The following is a 17,949-nucleotide window of genomic DNA, read 5'->3' on the forward strand; positions in this document are numbered from 1 at the left end:
ACACCACCCCCGCCCCCGGGGGGGGCGCGCGGGTGGTGTTGGGGGGGTTGTTGGGGCCAAACCCCCCGGCGCCCGGGGGGGCCGGCGCGGCCCCCCCGGGGGCCCCCCCCCGCTCAGGGGGGGGCTGCTAGGCCTTGGCTTCTGCCAGGAGCTTCTGGAGGCGGGAGACGCCCTCGACCAGGTCCTCGTCGCCCAGGGCGTAGGAGAGGCGCAGGTAGCCCGGGGTGCCGAAGGCCTCGCCGGGGACGACCGCGACCTCGGCCTCGTCCAGGATCAGGGCCGCCAGCTCGACGGAGGTCTGCGGGCGCTTGCCGCGGATCTCCTTGCCGAGGAGGCCCTTGACCGAGGGGTACGCGTAGAACGCGCCCTCGGGGGTCGGGCAGAAGACGCCCTCGATCTCGTTCAGCATCCGCACGATCGTCTGGCGGCGGCGGTCGAAGGCGGTCCGCATCTCGTGGACGGCGTCCAGGTTGCCGGAGACGGCGGCCAGCGCCGCGACCTGGGCCACGTTGGAGACGTTGGAGGTGGCGTGCGACTGCAGGTTGGTCGCGGCCTTCACGACGTCCTTGGGGCCGACGATCCAGCCCACGCGCCAGCCGGTCATCGCGTACGTCTTGGCGACGCCGTTGACGATGATGCACTTGTCGGCCAGCTCGGGGACGATCGCCGGCAGGGAGACGAACTTGGCGTCGCCGTAGACGAGGTGCTCGTAGATCTCGTCGGTCAGGACCCACAGGCCCTTGTCGGCGGCCCAGCGGCCGATCGCCTCCGCGTCGGCCTCGCTGTAGACGGCGCCCGTCGGGTTGGACGGGGAGACGAACAGGACGACCTTGGTGCGCTCGGTGCGCGCGGCCTCCAGCTGCTCGACGGAGACCCGGTAGCCGGTGGTCTCGTCGGCGACGACCTCGACCGGGACGCCGCCCGCCAGGCGGATCGACTCCGGGTAGGTGGTCCAGTAGGGAGCCGGGACGATGACCTCGTCACCCGGGTCGAGGATGGCGGCGAAGGCCTCGTAGATGGCCTGCTTGCCGCCGTTGGTCACCAGGATCTGGGAGGCGTCCACCTCGTAGCCCGAGTCGCGCAGCGTCTTCGCGGCGATCGCGGCCTTCAGCTCGGGCAGGCCGCCGGCCGGCGTGTAGCGGTGGTACTTCGGGTTGCGGCAGGCCTCGACCGCGGCCTCGACGATGTAGTCCGGGGTCGGGAAGTCGGGCTCGCCCGCGCCGAAGCCGATCACCGGGCGCCCGGCGGCCTTGAGGGCCTTGGCCTTGGCGTCCACGGCGAGGGTCGCGGACTCGGAAATGGCGCCGATACGGGCGGACACCCGGCGCTCGGAGGAAGGCGTTGCAGAGGTCATGCGGCCAATCGTCCCAGACGGCCGAGAAGCCCCGCACACCGTTTCAGGTACCGGACGGAGGACGTCCGGATGTCTTCTGTTCGACGTCAGGGCCCGGACCACGTACACTCACCTGTCGTTGGCCCTCGCCAGCCGCCCCAAAGCGTGAGCACTCCGTGCACCCGCTCGGATGCGGTAGGTTGGGGAACGCAAAGGGTCGTAGCTCAATTGGTAGAGCACTGGTCTCCAAAACCAGCGGTTGGGGGTTCGAGTCCCTCCGGCCCTGCTCCACACTCCTTCTCGGATGTGTGCGCAGGTACGTACTTCGATGCAACGCCGTGCGGCGCAACCGGGCGCGGCTACGGCCACGACCCGGATTCAGGTGAGAGACGTGACGGACGCCCTGGGCTCCATCGACATGCCTGACGCCGAGGACGACACTCGCGAGAAGAAGGCCCGCAAGGGCGGCAAGCGCGGCAAGAAGGGCCCTCTGGGCCGGCTCGCGCTGTTCTACCGCCAGATCGTCGCGGAACTCCGCAAGGTCGTATGGCCCACCCGTAACCAGCTCTCGACGTACACCACCGTGGTGATTGTGTTCGTCGTCATCATGATCGGTCTGGTGACCGTGATTGACTATGGGTTCCAGGAAGCCATCAAGTTCGTCTTCGGCTGATCCCCGCGGAGGGCGGCGCCTTGATGGGTGCCGCCCGTTTTCGCATGTTCGACCACCTTTTGTATCCAGGAAGAAGCAGCCACCGTGTCTGACCCGAACCTGAACGCGAGCCACGACTCCGTCGAGTCCGTCGAGGACGCGCTCGACATCGTCGAGGCGGCGGACGCGGACCGCGACGAAGTCGAGCTCGCCGACGCCGAGGCCGGTGGCGCTGCTGAGGAAGCCGCGCTCCACGTCGAGTCCGCCGCGGGCGAGGATGCAGACGACGCCGAGGCTGAGGACGACGCCGAGGTCGAAGAGGCCGAGGACGACGAGGACGCCGACGACGAGGGTGCCGCCGAGGCCGAGGCCGACGAGGAGGCCGAAGAGGCCGCCCCGGTCGAGCCCGCCGAGCCGGTCGACCCCATCCAGGCCCTCCGCGACGAGCTGCGCCTGCTCCCCGGCGAGTGGTACGTGATCCACACCTACGCGGGCTACGAGAAGCGCGTGAAGGCGAACCTGGAGCAGCGTGCCGTCTCGCTGAACGTCGAGGAGTTCATCTACCAGGCCGAGGTGCCCGAGGAAGAGATCGTCCAGATCAAGAACGGCGAGCGCAAGAACGTCCGGCAGAACAAGCTGCCCGGTTACGTTCTCGTCCGCATGGATCTGACGAACGAGTCCTGGGGCGTCGTCCGCAACACGCCTGGCGTCACCGGCTTCGTCGGCAACGCGTACGACCCGTACCCGCTGACCCTCGACGAGATCGTCAAGATGCTCGCCCCCGAGGCGCAGGAGAAGGCCGCCAAGGCCGCCGCGGAAGAGGCCGGCCTGCCCGCGCCCGCCGTCAAGCGCACCATCGAGGTCCTGGACTTCGAGGTCGGCGACTCGGTCACCGTCACCGACGGCCCGTTCGCCACGCTCCAGGCGACGATCAACGAGATCAACCCTGACTCGAAGAAGGTCAAGGGCCTCGTCGAGATCTTCGGCCGCGAGACCCCGGTCGAGCTGAGCTTCGACCAGATCCAGAAGAACTGACCCAGGTCTTCTGAGCGACGCTTCCGGACAGGTCAGATCGCCCCGCAAAGGGTGGTCTGACCTGCTCGGTTTTTAGCCCCGCGCCTATACCCGTTATCGTGGTGCGGTATGCCTCCATCCGGATGACCGGTTGGCGGCTGAAAACTCTCACTAGGACCCGGAGAGAGCAATGCCTCCCAAGAAGAAGAAGATCACGGGGCTTATCAAGCTCCAGATCAAGGCCGGTGCGGCCAACCCGGCTCCGCCGGTCGGCCCCGCGCTCGGTCAGCACGGCGTCAACATCATGGAGTTCTGCAAGGCCTACAACGCCGCGACCGAGTCGCAGCGTGGCATGGTCGTGCCGGTGGAGATCACGGTCTACGACGACCGTTCCTTCACCTTCATCACCAAGACTCCGCCGGCCGCGCGCCTCATCCTGAAGAGCGCGGGCGTGGAGAAGGGCTCCGGCGAGCCGCACAAGACCAAGGTCGCGAAGCTGACGCGTGACCAGGTCCGCGAGATCGCCACGATCAAGATGCCCGACCTGAACGCCAACGACATCGACGCCGCCGAGAAGATCATCGCCGGCACCGCGCGTTCGATGGGCATCACGGTCGAAGGCTGATTCAGCCACCCCAGCACCACAGTGGTAGGACCAAGCGCTGGTCCGCACCACGACTCCACGCCTGAAGTCACTACACAGGAGCAGAAGTGAAGCGCAGCAAGACTCTCCGCGCTGCGGACGCCAAGATCGACCGGGAGAAGCAGTACGCCCCGCTCGAGGCCGTCCGTCTCGCCAAGGAGACCTCCGCGACCAAGTTCGACAGCACCGTCGAGGTCGCCTTCCGCCTGGGTGTCGACCCGCGCAAGGCCGACCAGATGGTCCGTGGCACCGTGAACCTCCCGCACGGCACCGGCAAGACCGCCCGGGTCCTGGTCTTCGCGACCGGTGACCGTGCTGCGGCCGCGGAAGCCGCCGGCGCCGACATTGTCGGCGACGACGAGCTGATCAACGAGATCGCCAAGGGCAACCGCCTCAACGAGTTCGACGCCGTTGTCGCCACCCCGGACCTCATGGGCAAGGTCGGCCGCCTCGGCCGCGTGCTCGGTCCCCGTGGCCTCATGCCGAACCCGAAGACCGGCACCGTCACGATGGACGTCGCCAAGGCTGTCACCGAGATCAAGGGTGGCAAGATCGAGTTCCGCGTCGACAAGCACTCGAACCTGCACTTCATCATCGGCAAGGTCTCCTTCTCCGATGAGCAGCTGGTCGAGAACTACGCGGCGGCCCTGGACGAGATCATCCGTCTGAAGCCGTCCGCCGCGAAGGGCCGCTACATCAAGAAGGCCGCCCTGAGCACCACGATGGGTCCCGGCATCCAGCTGGACTCCAACCGCACCCGGAACCTCCTCGTCGAGGAAGACCCGGCTGCTGTCTGATCTCCGCTGAGCCCCCGGCTCATCTGAGGGACCGAAACGGGCCCCTCGCCCCCTTCACAGGGCGGCGAGGGGCCCGTTTTACGTGTTTCGGGCCACAAATGCCGAACTGGGCGGTAACCCGCGCGCGAGGGCCCGGCGGGGAAACGTAGGGTCGGCGTGAAAGCGAACGATCACACAGGGGTGGGGATCTCTATGTCTGCATACCGCAGGAAGGCCGCGGGCGCGGCGCTGGCCGCAGTGCTGCTCGTGGGCGGGGCCACGGCGTGCGAGAACGGCAAGAAGGACGACTCCGGCAAGGCCGCCGGAGCGCCGTCCGCGCAGCCCACCGCTGCGGTGGCGGGCGGTTCGGCCACCGAGGCCCTCACCGCGGCCTACAAGAAGACCTCGGACGCCAAGTCGGCCAAGGTGCGCATGACGATGAAGATGTCCGGCGCGCTCGGCGGCGAGAACATCGAGATGACCGGCGTCCAGGGATGGGACCCGCAGGTCATGGACATCACCATGAAGGGCGGGCTCGGCAAGTCCGGCATCGACTCCATGCGCATGGTCATGTCCGGGGACGTCATGTACATGGAGCTGCCGGCCGACTCGCCGATGTCCGCGGGCATCGACGGCAAGCGCTGGATGAAGCTCGACATGAAGGCCGCGGCCGAGGCCTCGGGAGACGCCGGGGCACTGAAGGAGCTCGGCGGCATGGGCGGCATGGGCGGCATGAGCGGGATGGAGCAGAGCCAGGACCCCGCCAAGCAGCTGGCCCTGCTGCTCGCCTCGCCGAACGTGAAGCTCGTCGGGTCCGAGAAGGTCGAGGGCGCCGACACCCAGCACTACAAGGGCACTCTGACCTTCGAGGAGATGCTCGCCGCGAACGAGGGCTCCAAGGCGCTGCCGGAGGCCGACCGCGCGAAGCTCACCGAGGCCATGAAGAAGGCCGGCATCAAGGGCTACGACATGGACGTCTGGGTGAACAAGGACGGCTACCCGGCCCGTATGAAGGTCGCCATCGGCACGCCCGGGGGCTCCCTCGACGTGGACGCCTCCTACTCGGACTACGCCGCGACGGCCACCGTCCGGACCCCGCCCGAGAACGAGACCCTCGACCTCTTCGCCATGCTCAAGGACCTCGGCGCCAAGGGCGCCGGCTCCGGAGCAGGGGCCTGACCAGCCCCGCAGTGCCTTTCGCGACACCAGAACCACCCATGGGGGAGAACCAATGAACACGGCTGTACTGACCCGGGCCGGCATCGCCGCGGCGGGGGCCGCACTGCTCGTGGGCGGCCTCACCGCCTGCGGGACCGACAAGGCCGAGGGGACGGCCGAGGGCAAGCCGGCGGCGGCGAAGGCGGAGACGCCGGCGGACGCGGTGAAGGCGTCCTACGTGAAGACGGCGGCCGCCAAGTTCGCCAAGTTCGAGATGACCATCACCCCGGGCAACGGCAAGGCCGAACAGCTCGCCGGCACGAAGGGCTGGTACCCGTCGAGCACCGGCATCGACGCCGGCGGCGCCGACGACCAGATCATGCTGGGCGACGTCATCTACACCCACTCGGACAAGCCCCTGGAGGGCAAGTCCTGGATGAAGATGAACCTGAACAAGGACGGCAAGCCCCGCTCCCGGTTCAACGACGACCCGGCCGACTACCTCGCCGTGCTCCTGGGCCAGCAGAAGCTGACGCTGGTCGGCACCGAGCAGACCGACGGCGGGGAGGCCCGGCACTTCAAGGGCAGCCTCACCAACGCCGACCTGCTCGCGGCGGACGAGTCCACCAAGGTGATGGAGGCGGCCAACCGGCAGTACCTCCACGAGGCGCTGAAGGACTACGTCAGCCTGGACGTGGACGTGTGGATCGGCAAGGACGGCTACCCCGTCCGCGTCGAGTCCGTGCAGGGCACCAAGGACCGCACGACGAAGATCTCGGCGAAGTTCTCCGGCTACGGCACGACCGCGCCGGTCACCGCGCCGCCCGCCGACCAGGTGGCCGACTTCGACGACGTGATGAAGGGCATCGACGACAAGCTCAAGGGCGTCGACGACACGCTGAAGGAGGCCGACCAGACCCTGAAGGACGCGGGGCTGGGCGGTCTCGGCGGCTCCTGAGTGCCTCGGGAGCGCCCGGAATTCCCGGGCGCTCCCGAGGCGATTTGCCTCGTACGGTTGCCTTCGCGTACGCTTCCGGAGAAGCCAAAGACCGCTGGTCGTTGCCGTGCTCGAAAGAGAACGGTGGCCGAAGGATTCGCTGCGAGCGGACGTCCTGCGCAGGTGTTCGAGGAAAGTTCCCGGAATTTCATTTCGGTTGAGCCGTGCCCCGTGCGCCATGCGCCGGGGCGTTTTGCTTGTCCAGCCCCTTCTGAGCGGTCCTCATCACCCGGAAGGAGGCCGACGCTCTATGGCAAGGCCCGACAAGGCTGCCGCGGTAGCCGAGCTCACGGACGCGTTCCAGAGCTCGAACGCCGCCGTGCTGACCGAGTACCGGGGTCTCACCGTCGCGCAGCTCAAGACGCTGCGTCGTTCGCTCGGTGAGAACGCCCAGTACGCCGTGGTGAAGAACACGCTGACCAAGATTGCGGCCAACCAGGCCGGGATCACCGCGCTGGACGAGCACTTCGCTGGTCCGACCGCGGTCGCCTTCATCACCGGTGACCCGGTGGAGTCGGCGAAGAGCCTGCGTGACTTCGCCAAGGACAACCCGAACCTCATCATCAAGGCGGGTGTCCTTGATGGTAAGGCGCTCACCGCCGATGAGATCAAGAAGCTTGCGGACCTCGAGTCCCGCGAGGTTCTGCTCAGCAAGCTGGCCGGCGCGTTCAAGGGCAAGCAGTCCCAGGCTGCCTCGCTCTTCCAGGCGCTGCCGTCGAAGTTCGTCCGCACTGCGGAAGCGCTTCGCGTCAAGCTCGCCGAGCAGGGCGGTGCCGAGTAATTCGGCTCGCGCACTGATCTACGCCGCCTAGTGCGTGGGTCGTAGCGGGCCGTTACGCCCGCCTCTCTATACATCCGGCACCTGCCGAATTAGTGGAAGGATCGCCCATCATGGCGAAGCTCTCTCAGGACGACCTCCTCGCCCAGTTCGAGGAGATGACCCTCATCGAGCTCTCCGAGTTCGTGAAGGCCTTCGAGGAGAAGTTCGACGTCACCGCCGCCGCGGCCGTCGCCGTTGCCGGTCCGGGTGCCCCGGTTGCCGCTGAGGCCGCTGAGGAGCAGGACGAGTTCGACGTCATCCTCACCGGTGCCGGCGACAAGAAGATCCAGGTCATCAAGGTCGTGCGCGAGCTGACCTCCCTGGGTCTGAAGGAGGCCAAGGACCTCGTGGACGGCGCCCCGAAGCCGGTTCTCGAGAAGGTCGCCAAGGAGGCCGCTGACAAGGCCGCCGAGGCCCTCAAGGCTGCCGGCGCTGGCGTCGAGGTCAAGTAACACCTCTGAGGCCGTCTGACGGCCTCTGCCAAGGGCGATCACCCGTAAGGGTGGTCGCCCTTTGGCGTACCCACAGTGCCTGACTTGCCCTGGTCTCGTTGGGGAGTAGGGTGATCATCGTTGCTCCTGAGCAGGGTCCCGAGATGATCCGCTCGGAGCACGGGGCCTTGACGAACGGCCAGCGGCGCGCAATTCTCAGAGCCGTCGCCAGCTCGGTCGGTCCGATCCGAGATCCGAGGCATGGATCGACTACGAAGAGGGCAGTACTGATACGCGCTCTGTGTGCGAGAGAGCGCCGCAGCGTTGGATGCAGGGTTGGTTCGAAACAACATGGGGAAGGCCTGTTGCCGGTTTCCGGAAACCTGGTCTGGACATCAGTGAGCCAAGTGGCTACACTGACCCTTTGCGCTGCCTGTTAGCTGACCCCTGCCCGTCGCCAGGGTCATGCCCACGCTTGAGCACACTTGATTGATACGCCCCGACCTGGTCTTTTCGTCCGGCAGGGGAGGCTCCGTCTTCTGTGTCGGCTGGGACCGGTACGCGCGTAGTGAGTCCGAGCCCTCGGAAGGACCCCCTCTTGGCCGCCTCGCGCAACGCCTCGACCAATACGAACAACGGTGCCAGCACCGCCCCGCTGCGCATCTCCTTTGCAAAGATCAAGGAGCCCCTCGAGGTTCCGAACCTCCTGGCGCTGCAGACCGAGAGCTTTGACTGGCTGCTCGGCAACGCCGCCTGGAAGTCCCGCGTCGAGTCGGCGCTTGAGAGTGGACAGGACGTCCCCACCAAGTCCGGTCTGGAAGAGATCTTCGAGGAGATCTCGCCGATCGAGGACTTCTCCGGGTCGATGTCGCTGACCTTCCGCGACCACCGTTTCGAGCCGGCGAAGAACTCTGTCGACGAGTGCAAGGACCGCGACTTCACGTTCGCGGCGCCGCTGTTCGTCACGGCCGAGTTCACGAACAACGAGACCGGAGAGATCAAGTCTCAGACGGTCTTCATGGGCGATTTCCCGCTCATGACCAACAAGGGCACCTTCGTCATCAACGGCACCGAGCGTGTCGTCGTGTCGCAGCTCGTCCGTTCCCCCGGTGTCTACTTCGACTCCTCCATCGACAAGACGTCCGACAAGGACATCTTCGCCGCCAAGATCATCCCGTCCCGGGGTGCCTGGCTCGAGATGGAGATCGACAAGCGCGACATGGTCGGTGTCCGCATCGACCGCAAGCGCAAGCAGTCCGTCACCGTCCTCCTGAAGGCTCTCGGCTGGACCACCGAGCAGATCCTCGAGGAGTTCGGCGAGTACGAGTCCATGCGCGCCACCCTGGAGAAGGACCACACCCAGGGCCAGGACGACGCGCTGCTCGACATCTACCGCAAGCTGCGTCCGGGCGAACCGCCGACCCGCGAGGCCGCTCAGACGCTGCTCGAGAACCTCTACTTCAACCCGAAGCGCTACGACCTCGCCAAGGTCGGCCGCTACAAGGTGAACAAGAAGCTCGGCGCGGACGAGCCGCTGGACGCCGGTGTGCTCACCACCGACGACATCATCGCGACGATCAAGTACCTCGTGAAGCTCCACGCGGGCGAGACCGAGACCACCGGTGAGTCGGGCCGTTCGATCGTCGTCGAGACCGACGACATCGACCACTTCGGCAACCGTCGTCTGCGCAACGTCGGCGAGCTCATCCAGAACCAGGTCCGTACGGGTCTGGCTCGTATGGAGCGCGTCGTCCGCGAGCGGATGACGACCCAGGACGTCGAGGCCATCACGCCGCAGACCCTGATCAACATCCGGCCGGTCGTCGCCTCCATCAAGGAGTTCTTCGGCACCAGCCAGCTGTCGCAGTTCATGGACCAGAACAACCCGCTGTCGGGTCTGACGCACAAGCGTCGTCTCTCGGCGCTGGGTCCCGGTGGTCTGTCGCGTGAGCGGGCAGGCTTCGAGGTCCGTGACGTGCACCCGTCGCACTACGGCCGCATGTGCCCGATCGAGACCCCTGAAGGCCCGAACATCGGTCTGATCGGCTCGCTCGCCTCCTACGGCCGCGTCAACGCGTTCGGTTTCGTCGAGACCCCGTACCGCAAGGTCATCGACGGCGTCGTCACCGACGACGTCGACTACCTGACGGCCGACGAGGAAGACCGCTTCGTCATCGCCCAGGCCAACGCCGGCCTGTCCGACGACATGCGCTTCACGGAGAACCGCGTACTGGTTCGCCGTCGTGGCGGCGAGATCGACTACATCGCCGGCGACGACGTCGACTACATGGACGTCTCCCCGCGCCAGATGGTGTCCGTCGCGACCGCGATGATCCCCTTCCTGGAGCACGACGACGCCAACCGTGCCCTCATGGGCGCGAACATGATGCGCCAGGCCGTTCCGCTCATCAAGGCGGAGGCCCCGCTCGTCGGCACCGGCATGGAGTACCGCTGTGCGGTCGACGCCGGTGACTCGATCCGTGCGGAGAAGGACGGTGTCGTCCAGGAGGTCTCGGCCGACTACATCACCGTCGCCAACGACGACGGCACGTACACCACGTACCGCGTCGCCAAGTTCTCCCGCTCGAACCAGGGCACCTCGGTCAACCAGAAGGTCATCGTCAACGAGGGTGACCGGATCATCGAGTCCCAGGTCCTCGCCGACGGTCCCGCGACCGAAGAGGGCGAAATGGCCCTCGGCAAGAACCTGCTCGTCGCGTTCATGCCGTGGGAAGGTCACAACTACGAGGACGCGATCATCCTGTCGCAGCGCCTCGTGCAGGACGACGTCCTCTCCTCGATCCACATCGAGGAGCACGAGGTCGACGCCCGTGACACCAAGCTCGGCCCCGAGGAGATCACCCGGGACATCCCGAACGTCTCCGAGGAGGTCCTCGCGGACCTCGACGAGCGCGGCATCATCCGCATCGGTGCGGACGTCGTCGCCGGCGACATCCTGGTCGGCAAGGTCACGCCCAAGGGTGAGACCGAGCTGACCCCGGAGGAGCGCCTGCTCCGCGCGATCTTCGGTGAGAAGGCCCGCGAGGTGCGTGACACCTCGCTCAAGGTTCCTCACGGTGAGATCGGCAAGGTCATCGGTGTCCGCGTCTTCGACCGCGAGGAGGGCGACGAGCTTCCTCCGGGCGTGAACCAGCTGGTCCGCGTCTACGTCGCCCAGAAGCGCAAGATCACCGACGGTGACAAGCTCGCCGGCCGCCACGGCAACAAGGGTGTCATCTCCAAGATCCTTCCGATCGAGGACATGCCCTTCCTTGAGGACGGCACGCCGGTCGACATCATCCTGAACCCGCTGGGTGTCCCGTCCCGAATGAACCCGGGACAGGTCCTGGAGATCCACCTCGGCTGGCTCGCCAGCCGCGGCTGGGACGTCTCCGGCCTGGCGGAGGAGTGGGCCGAGCGGCTGAAGGTCATCGGCGCCGACAAGGTCGCGCCGGGTACCAACGTCGCCACCCCGGTGTTCGACGGTGCGCGTGAGGACGAGCTCGCGGGCCTGTTCGAGCACACCATCCCGAACCGCGACGGTGACCGCCTGGTCCTCCCGTCCGGCAAGGCGCGTCTGTTCGACGGCCGCTCCGGCGAGCCGTTCCCGGACCCGATCTCCATCGGGTACATGTACATCCTCAAGCTCCACCACCTGGTCGACGACAAGCTCCACGCCCGTTCGACCGGTCCGTACTCGATGATCACGCAGCAGCCGCTGGGTGGTAAGGCACAGTTCGGTGGCCAGCGCTTCGGTGAGATGGAGGTGTGGGCGCTCGAGGCTTATGGCGCCGCTTACGCCCTCCAGGAGCTGCTGACCATCAAGTCCGATGACGTCACCGGCCGCGTGAAGGTCTACGAGGCCATCGTCAAGGGCGAGAACATCCCCGAGCCGGGCATTCCCGAGTCCTTCAAGGTGCTCATCAAGGAAATGCAGTCGCTCTGCCTCAACGTGGAGGTGCTGTCCTCGGACGGCATGTCCATCGAGATGCGCGACACCGACGAGGACGTCTTCCGCGCGGCGGAGGAGCTCGGTATCGACCTGTCCCGGCGTGAGCCGAGCAGCGTCGAAGAGGTCTGACGGGCCTGACGGGGGGCTCGCTCAAGAGCCCCCCGTCATCCCCGGGACCGTTCAGACCATGATTGAGACTCGACCCCGAAAGAGGGATTGACGCACAGTGCTCGACGTCAACTTCTTCGACGAGCTGCGGATCGGCCTTGCCACCGCGGACGACATCCGAACCTGGTCGCACGGCGAGGTCAAGAAGCCGGAGACCATCAACTACCGCACCCTCAAGCCCGAGAAGGACGGACTCTTCTGCGAGAAGATCTTCGGTCCTACCCGGGACTGGGAGTGCTACTGCGGTAAGTACAAGCGTGTCCGCTTCAAGGGCATCATCTGTGAGCGTTGTGGCGTAGAGGTCACGCGTGCCAAGGTGCGCCGTGAGCGGATGGGCCACATCGAGCTTGCCGCTCCCGTGACCCACATCTGGTACTTCAAGGGCGTCCCGTCGCGCCTGGGCTACCTGCTGGACCTCGCGCCGAAGGACCTCGAGAAGGTCATCTACTTCGCCGCGTACATGATCACGTTCGTGGACGACGAGCGCCGCACCCGCGACCTCCCGTCGCTGGAGGCGCACGTCTCCGTCGAGCGCCAGCAGATCGAGAACCGCCGTGACGCGGACCTCGAAGGCCGTGCCAAGAAGCTCGAGACCGACCTGGCCGAGCTTGAGGCCGAGGGTGCGAAGGCCGACGTACGCCGCAAGGTGCGCGAAGGTGCCGAGCGCGAGATGAAGCAGCTGCGTGACCGCGCCCAGCGCGAGATCGACCGCCTCGACGAGGTGTGGGCCCGCTTCAAGAACCTCAAGGTCCAGGACCTGGAGGGCGACGAGCTCCTGTACCGCGAGCTGCGTGACCGCTTCGGCACGTACTTCGACGGCTGCATGGGCGCCGCCGCGCTGCAGAAGCGCCTGGAGTCCTTCGACCTCGACGAGGAGGCCGAGCGCCTCCGCGAGATCATCCGTACCGGCAAGGGCCAGAAGAAGACCCGTGCGCTCAAGCGCCTCAAGGTCGTCTCCGCGTTCCTGCAGACCAGCAACAAGCCCAAGGGCATGGTTCTGGACTGCGTGCCGGTGATCCCGCCGGACCTGCGTCCGATGGTGCAGCTGGACGGTGGCCGCTTCGCGACCTCCGACCTGAACGACCTGTACCGCCGCGTGATCAACCGCAACAACCGTCTGAAGCGTCTCCTCGACCTCGGTGCCCCCGAGATCATCGTGAACAACGAGAAGCGCATGCTTCAGGAGGCCGTGGACGCCCTCTTCGACAACGGTCGTCGTGGTCGTCCGGTGACCGGTCCCGGTAACCGTCCGCTGAAGTCCCTGAGCGACATGCTCAAGGGCAAGCAGGGTCGATTCCGTCAGAACCTCCTCGGCAAGCGCGTGGACTACTCCGCGCGTTCCGTGATCGTCGTCGGTCCGCAGCTGAAGCTGCACCAGTGTGGTCTGCCCAAGGCCATGGCGCTGGAGCTCTTCAAGCCGTTCGTGATGAAGCGCCTGGTCGACCTGAACCACGCGCAGAACATCAAGTCGGCGAAGCGCATGGTCGAGCGTGGCCGTACGGTCGTCTACGACGTGCTCGAAGAGGTCATCGCCGAGCACCCGGTTCTCCTGAACCGTGCGCCCACGCTGCACCGCCTCGGCATCCAGGCCTTCGAGCCCCAGCTGGTCGAAGGCAAGGCCATCCAGATCCACCCGCTCGTCTGCACCGCGTTCAACGCGGACTTCGACGGTGACCAGATGGCCGTGCACCTGCCGCTCTCCGCGGAGGCGCAGGCCGAGGCCCGCATCCTGATGCTGTCCTCGAACAACATCCTCAAGCCGGCCGACGGCCGTCCGGTCACGATGCCGACCCAGGACATGGTCCTCGGTCTGTTCTTCCTGACCACCGACGGTGAGCTCCGCGACGTCAAGGGCGAGGGCCGCGCGTTCGGCTCCACGGCCGAGGCGATCATGGCGTTCGACAACGGCGAGCTCGCGCTGCAGTCGTCCGTCGACATCCGCTTCCCGGTGGGCACCATCCCGCCGCGCGGCTGGGTGGCGCCGGTCGCCGAAGAGGGCGAGCAGGAGTTCCAGCCGGGTGACAGCTTCCGTCTGAAGACCACGCTGGGTCGTGCGCTCTTCAACGAGCTGCTGCCCGAGGACTACCCGTTCGTCGACTACTCGGTGGGCAAGAAGCAGCTCTCCGAGATCGTCAACGACCTGGCGGAGCGCTACCCCAAGGTCATCGTGGCGGCGACGCTCGACAACCTGAAGGCGGCCGGCTTCCACTGGGCGACCCGTTCGGGCGTCACCGTGGCCATCTCCGACGTCGTCGTTCCCGAGGCGAAGAAGGAAATCGTCGCGGGCTACGAGGCCAAGGACGAGAAGGTCCAGAAGCAGTACGAGCGCGGTCTGATCACCAAGGAAGAGCGCACTCAGGAGCTCATCCAGATCTGGACGCAGGCGACCAACGAGGTCGCCGAGGCGATGAACGCGAACTTCCCCAAGACGAACCCCATCTTCATGATGGTTGACTCGGGTGCCCGAGGAAACATGATGCAGATGCGACAGATCGCCGGTATGCGTGGTCTGGTGTCGAACGCGAAGAACGAGACCATCCCGCGTCCGATCAAGGCGTCCTTCCGTGAGGGCCTCACCGTTCTGGAGTACTTCATCTCCACGCACGGTGCCCGTAAGGGTCTGGCGGACACCGCCCTGCGTACCGCCGACTCGGGTTACCTCACCCGTCGTCTGGTGGACGTCTCGCAGGACGTCATCATCCGCGAGGAGGACTGCGGCACCGAGCGCGGCCTCAAGCTCAAGATCGGTGTCAAGGACGAGGCGGGTGTCCTCCGCAAGGCGGACGACGTCGAGACCTCCGTGTACGCCCGCATGCTGGCCGAGGACGTCGTCATCGACGGCAAGGTCATCGCGCCGGCGAACGTGGACCTCGGCGACGTGCTCATCGACGCCCTCATCGCGAACGGCGTCGAGGAGGTCAAGACCCGCTCGGTCCTGACCTGCGAGTCCGCGGTCGGCACCTGTGCCTTCTGCTACGGCCGCTCGCTGGCCACCGGCAAGCTGGTCGACATCGGTGAGGCGGTCGGCATCATCGCCGCCCAGTCCATCGGTGAGCCCGGTACCCAGCTGACGATGCGTACCTTCCACACCGGTGGTGTGGCCGGTGACGACATCACGCAGGGTCTGCCGCGTGTCGTCGAGCTCTTCGAGGCCCGTACCCCGAAGGGTGTCGCCCCGATCTCCGAGGCCGCCGGCCGCGTGCGGATCGAGGAGACCGAGAAGACGAAGAAGATCGTCATCACGCCCGACGACGGCAGCGAGGAGACGGCCTTCCCGATCTCCAAGCGCGCCAAGGTCGTGGTGTCCGAGGGCGAGCACGTCGAGGTGGGCCAGAAGCTCACCGCGGGTGCCACCAACCCGCACGACGTGCTGCGCATCCTCGGCCAGCGCGCCGTCCAGGTCCACCTGGTCGGCGAAGTCCAGAAGGTCTACAACTCGCAGGGCGTGTCGATCCACGACAAGCACATCGAGATCATCATCCGGCAGATGCTGCGCCGCGTGACGATCATCGAGTCCGGCGACGCGGAGCTCCTGCCGGGCGAGCTCGTCGAGCGCTCGAAGTTCGAGACCGAGAACCGTCGTGTGGTCACCGAGGGCGGTCACCCCGCCTCCGGCCGTCCGCAGCTGATGGGTATCACCAAGGCCTCGCTGGCGACGGAATCCTGGCTGTCGGCCGCCTCCTTCCAGGAGACGACCCGAGTCCTGACGGATGCGGCGATCAACGCCAAGTCCGACAGCCTCATCGGCCTCAAGGAGAACGTCATCATCGGTAAGCTCATCCCGGCCGGTACGGGTCTGTCCCGCTACCGCAACATCCGGGTCGAGCCCACCGAGGAAGCCAAGGCCGCGATGTACTCGGCCGTCGGCTACGACGACATCGACTACTCGCCCTTCGGCACCGGCTCCGGCCAGGCTGTCCCGCTGGAGGACTACGACTACGGCCCGTACAACGGCTGAGTCGCAGCAGAGCAGTAACCGCAGGGCGGTCACCCGAGAGGGTGGCCGCCCTGCGGCGTTCACCGGCCCCGTGTCGGCACCAGGTACGGCTGGAGGCGGTGCAGGCGGGTGCGGTGGTGTGGATGCGGGGAGAGCATCAGCCGCAGTGTGCTCGGTGCGTCCTCCTCCGGTTCCACGGCGAGGACCTCGGCGAGCTGGGGTGCGAAGCCCAGCGCCGCCGCGTGCCGGTCCGCCCGCAGTTCCGCACGTCGGCCCACGGCGGCCGTCAGGAACGGGAGAGCCACCAGGAGCAGCGGCAGTCCGAAGGTCAGGGTCAATGCCCGGTACGAGACGCACCCCAGGATGGCCAGGATGGCGAGGGCGGCGGGCACGGACACGCGTTTCGCGCCGCGCAGCGCGGAGCGTGCGGCGGTTACCAGAGCCAGCCCCAGAAGCCGGCCCGGGAGGGCGTACCACCAGCTGAGCAGCCGTGTCCAGGTGTGACCGGCGGTGTGGTGCCCCAGCTCGTGGGCGAGGACCGCCGCCAGCTGCGAGGTGGACAGGGTTTCCAGGGAGTGGCGCGTGACGATCACGAGGTGTCCACCGGCCGACGTGGCGGTCACCTCCGCGCTCTCCTCGATCCACAGGGCGTACCGGCTGCCTTCCACCCCGGCCCGGGCCGTCACCTCGCGCCATACGGGTGCCAGTACGGCGACCTCGTGGGGCAGCGGATGCTTCAGATGGAGCAGGTACCGGGCGAGCAGCGTCTCGGTCGGCCGGTGGAGGCCCAGGACACCGGCCGCCAGCCAGAGAGCCGCGGGTATCCAGTACGGGACTCCCGAGGCTGATTCCAGCCCCCGGCTCAGCAGCAACACGATCAACAGACTGAAGGCGATGCCGGGCAACTGCAGGACGAGTCCGCCGACGGCCGTGAGGTCGGTGGTGCGCTGGTGTGCCCGGTAGTGCACGCGGGTGCCCGGAGCATGCCGGTAGTCGAGGTCGTCGTCGCGCTCGGGGGGCTTCCGCATGGTCATTCCCTGCCCGGCTCGACCGGGGTCCGGCCGTAGCCGGGAGGCAGGTCTCGGGAAGGGGACTCGTCCGTGACCTCGGGCTCGGCGGAGGCCGTACTGCCCGGGAGCCGCTGGGTGAGTACTTCGTTCAGCGTGCGGAATGCGTGCCGGCGGGGCTCGGCCAGCTCGTGGGTCTCTGCCTCGGCCTTGTCGAACAGTTTCGTGACCAGTTGCAGCTGGGCCGTGACCAGGCTCTGCTGGTCCGCGCGGAGGTTGGCCATCACGAGTTGGGTGTCCTCGGGGTGCTGGCTCAGGTACCAGGCCAAGGCCTTCACTCCGCCCTCCTCCAAGTGCTCCTGGTAGAGCTCGATCTTCTCCGCGCGCAGGCGCAGCAGGGCGGCCCGTCGCCGTTCCTCCGCGGCGTCGGCCTGTTCCCCGAGCACATGGCCGAGGATCTGCTCGCTGTTCTGGTGCTGGATGCCCTGCATGCGGATCTCGTGGTCGATCGCTTCCTGGTTCCGGTGCAGGCGCAATGTCCATGAGGCCTTCAGCCCCGCGCAGGCCCCCAGCGGAGTCCAGGCGGTGGCCGCCTTCAGCAGTTCCGCCTCGGCGATCGCGCTGTCGGTCACGGAGTGGTGGCGTGAGATGCCCCGGGCAGACTGTTCCAGCTCCTCCAGCAGCAGGCGGGGAACGTCCCGGAGGCCGCTGCCGACGAATCGGACCGGATCGCTTACCCGCCACCGCAGGTCCACGTCCGCCTGGAACTCCAAGGCGTCGTTCGAGCTGGGGAGGCTCAGCCCGGCCCGGACGGGGTGGAGGCCCATGTCCACCTCGTACACGGCGCTGTAGCGGCTGGTGGCTCTCGGGCGGTGCGGTGGACGGAAGACCACGTATTCGCCCTGCTTGGTCGCATAGACCAGACAGTGGTCGAAGCGGGTCAGGCGCTTGCGGCGCAGGTCCAGGCGAGCGAGCTGGCGGACGCTGATCACCGGGTCGATCAGCTCGGTGTGGCGGTCGGCGGTCTGTAACCAGTCGAAGGCGGTCGGAGACATCGTTTT

13 protein-coding genes and 1 tRNA gene are annotated in these 17,949 nt (G+C 67.0%); 11 read left to right on the top strand and 3 right to left on the bottom strand.

Annotated elements, in window-relative coordinates; all coding sequences use genetic code 11:
* Window positions 1-127: 127 nt before the first annotated feature.
* The gene (locus ACFV0Q_RS04695) at window positions 128-1,354 is read right to left on the bottom strand and encodes a pyridoxal phosphate-dependent aminotransferase (RefSeq protein ID WP_385000446.1); all 1,227 of its coding nucleotides are present in this window, start codon (window positions 1,352-1,354) and stop codon (window positions 128-130) included.
* 192 nt (window positions 1,355-1,546) lie between these two features.
* Here ACFV0Q_RS04695 and ACFV0Q_RS04700 point away from each other — a divergent pair.
* From ACFV0Q_RS04700 to ACFV0Q_RS04750, 11 genes are all read left to right on the top strand, one after another.
* Window positions 1,547-1,619: transfer RNA gene (locus ACFV0Q_RS04700), tRNA-Trp, on the top strand.
* Window positions 1,620-1,724: 105 nt separating this feature from the next.
* Window positions 1,725-2,006 (top strand): preprotein translocase subunit SecE, encoded by a 282-nt coding sequence (gene secE / locus ACFV0Q_RS04705; protein WP_030230573.1) that lies wholly within the window; start codon window positions 1,725-1,727, stop codon window positions 2,004-2,006.
* Window positions 2,007-2,090: 84 nt separating this feature from the next.
* Window positions 2,091-3,020, top strand: coding sequence for a transcription termination/antitermination protein NusG (gene nusG / locus ACFV0Q_RS04710; RefSeq protein WP_385000450.1), 930 nt, complete (start codon window positions 2,091-2,093; stop codon window positions 3,018-3,020).
* A gap of 169 nt (window positions 3,021-3,189) precedes the next feature.
* The gene (rplK, locus tag ACFV0Q_RS04715; RefSeq protein ID WP_351821568.1) at window positions 3,190-3,624 is read left to right on the top strand and encodes a 50S ribosomal protein L11; all 435 of its coding nucleotides are present in this window, start codon (window positions 3,190-3,192) and stop codon (window positions 3,622-3,624) included.
* 86 nt (window positions 3,625-3,710) lie between these two features.
* Window positions 3,711-4,439, top strand: coding sequence for a 50S ribosomal protein L1 (gene rplA, locus ACFV0Q_RS04720; RefSeq protein WP_266574562.1), 729 nt, complete (start codon window positions 3,711-3,713; stop codon window positions 4,437-4,439).
* Between the two features lie 192 nt (window positions 4,440-4,631).
* Window positions 4,632-5,597 (top strand): hypothetical protein, encoded by a 966-nt coding sequence (locus ACFV0Q_RS04725; RefSeq protein ID WP_385000454.1) that lies wholly within the window; start codon window positions 4,632-4,634, stop codon window positions 5,595-5,597.
* Window positions 5,598-5,649: 52 nt separating this feature from the next.
* Window positions 5,650-6,534 (top strand): hypothetical protein, encoded by an 885-nt coding sequence (locus tag ACFV0Q_RS04730; RefSeq protein WP_385000457.1) that lies wholly within the window; start codon window positions 5,650-5,652, stop codon window positions 6,532-6,534.
* Between the two features lie 289 nt (window positions 6,535-6,823).
* Window positions 6,824-7,354, top strand: a complete 531-nt coding sequence (rplJ, locus tag ACFV0Q_RS04735; RefSeq protein ID WP_385000460.1) for a 50S ribosomal protein L10 — start codon at window positions 6,824-6,826, stop codon at window positions 7,352-7,354.
* Window positions 7,355-7,464: 110 nt separating this feature from the next.
* A complete protein-coding gene (rplL, locus tag ACFV0Q_RS04740) occupies window positions 7,465-7,845 on the top strand; it encodes a 50S ribosomal protein L7/L12 (RefSeq protein ID WP_385000463.1) in 381 nt (126 codons plus the stop codon).
* A 577-nt stretch (window positions 7,846-8,422) separates the two neighbouring features.
* Window positions 8,423-11,905 (top strand): DNA-directed RNA polymerase subunit beta, encoded by a 3,483-nt coding sequence (rpoB, locus tag ACFV0Q_RS04745; RefSeq protein ID WP_385000466.1) that lies wholly within the window; start codon window positions 8,423-8,425, stop codon window positions 11,903-11,905.
* Window positions 11,906-12,002: 97 nt separating this feature from the next.
* Window positions 12,003-15,902 carry a DNA-directed RNA polymerase subunit beta' gene (locus tag ACFV0Q_RS04750; protein WP_385000469.1) on the top strand — a complete coding sequence of 1,300 codons (3,900 nt, stop codon included), beginning with the start codon at window positions 12,003-12,005 and terminating at the stop codon, window positions 15,900-15,902.
* A 59-nt stretch (window positions 15,903-15,961) separates the two neighbouring features.
* On the opposite strand, the gene ACFV0Q_RS04755 is transcribed toward ACFV0Q_RS04750, so the two are convergent.
* Entirely contained in the window at window positions 15,962-16,909 is a 948-nt protein-coding gene (locus ACFV0Q_RS04755) for a M48 family metalloprotease (RefSeq protein ID WP_385000472.1), read from the bottom strand.
* 2 nt (window positions 16,910-16,911) lie between these two features.
* Window positions 16,912-17,943 carry a hypothetical protein gene (locus ACFV0Q_RS04760; RefSeq protein ID WP_385000475.1) on the bottom strand — a complete coding sequence of 344 codons (1,032 nt, stop codon included), beginning with the start codon at window positions 17,941-17,943 and terminating at the stop codon, window positions 16,912-16,914.
* Window positions 17,944-17,949 lie beyond the last annotated feature (6 nt).

The organism is Streptomyces sp. NPDC059564, from assembly GCF_042735575.1.
In the GTDB taxonomy this organism is placed as follows: domain Bacteria; phylum Actinomycetota; class Actinomycetes; order Streptomycetales; family Streptomycetaceae; genus Streptomyces.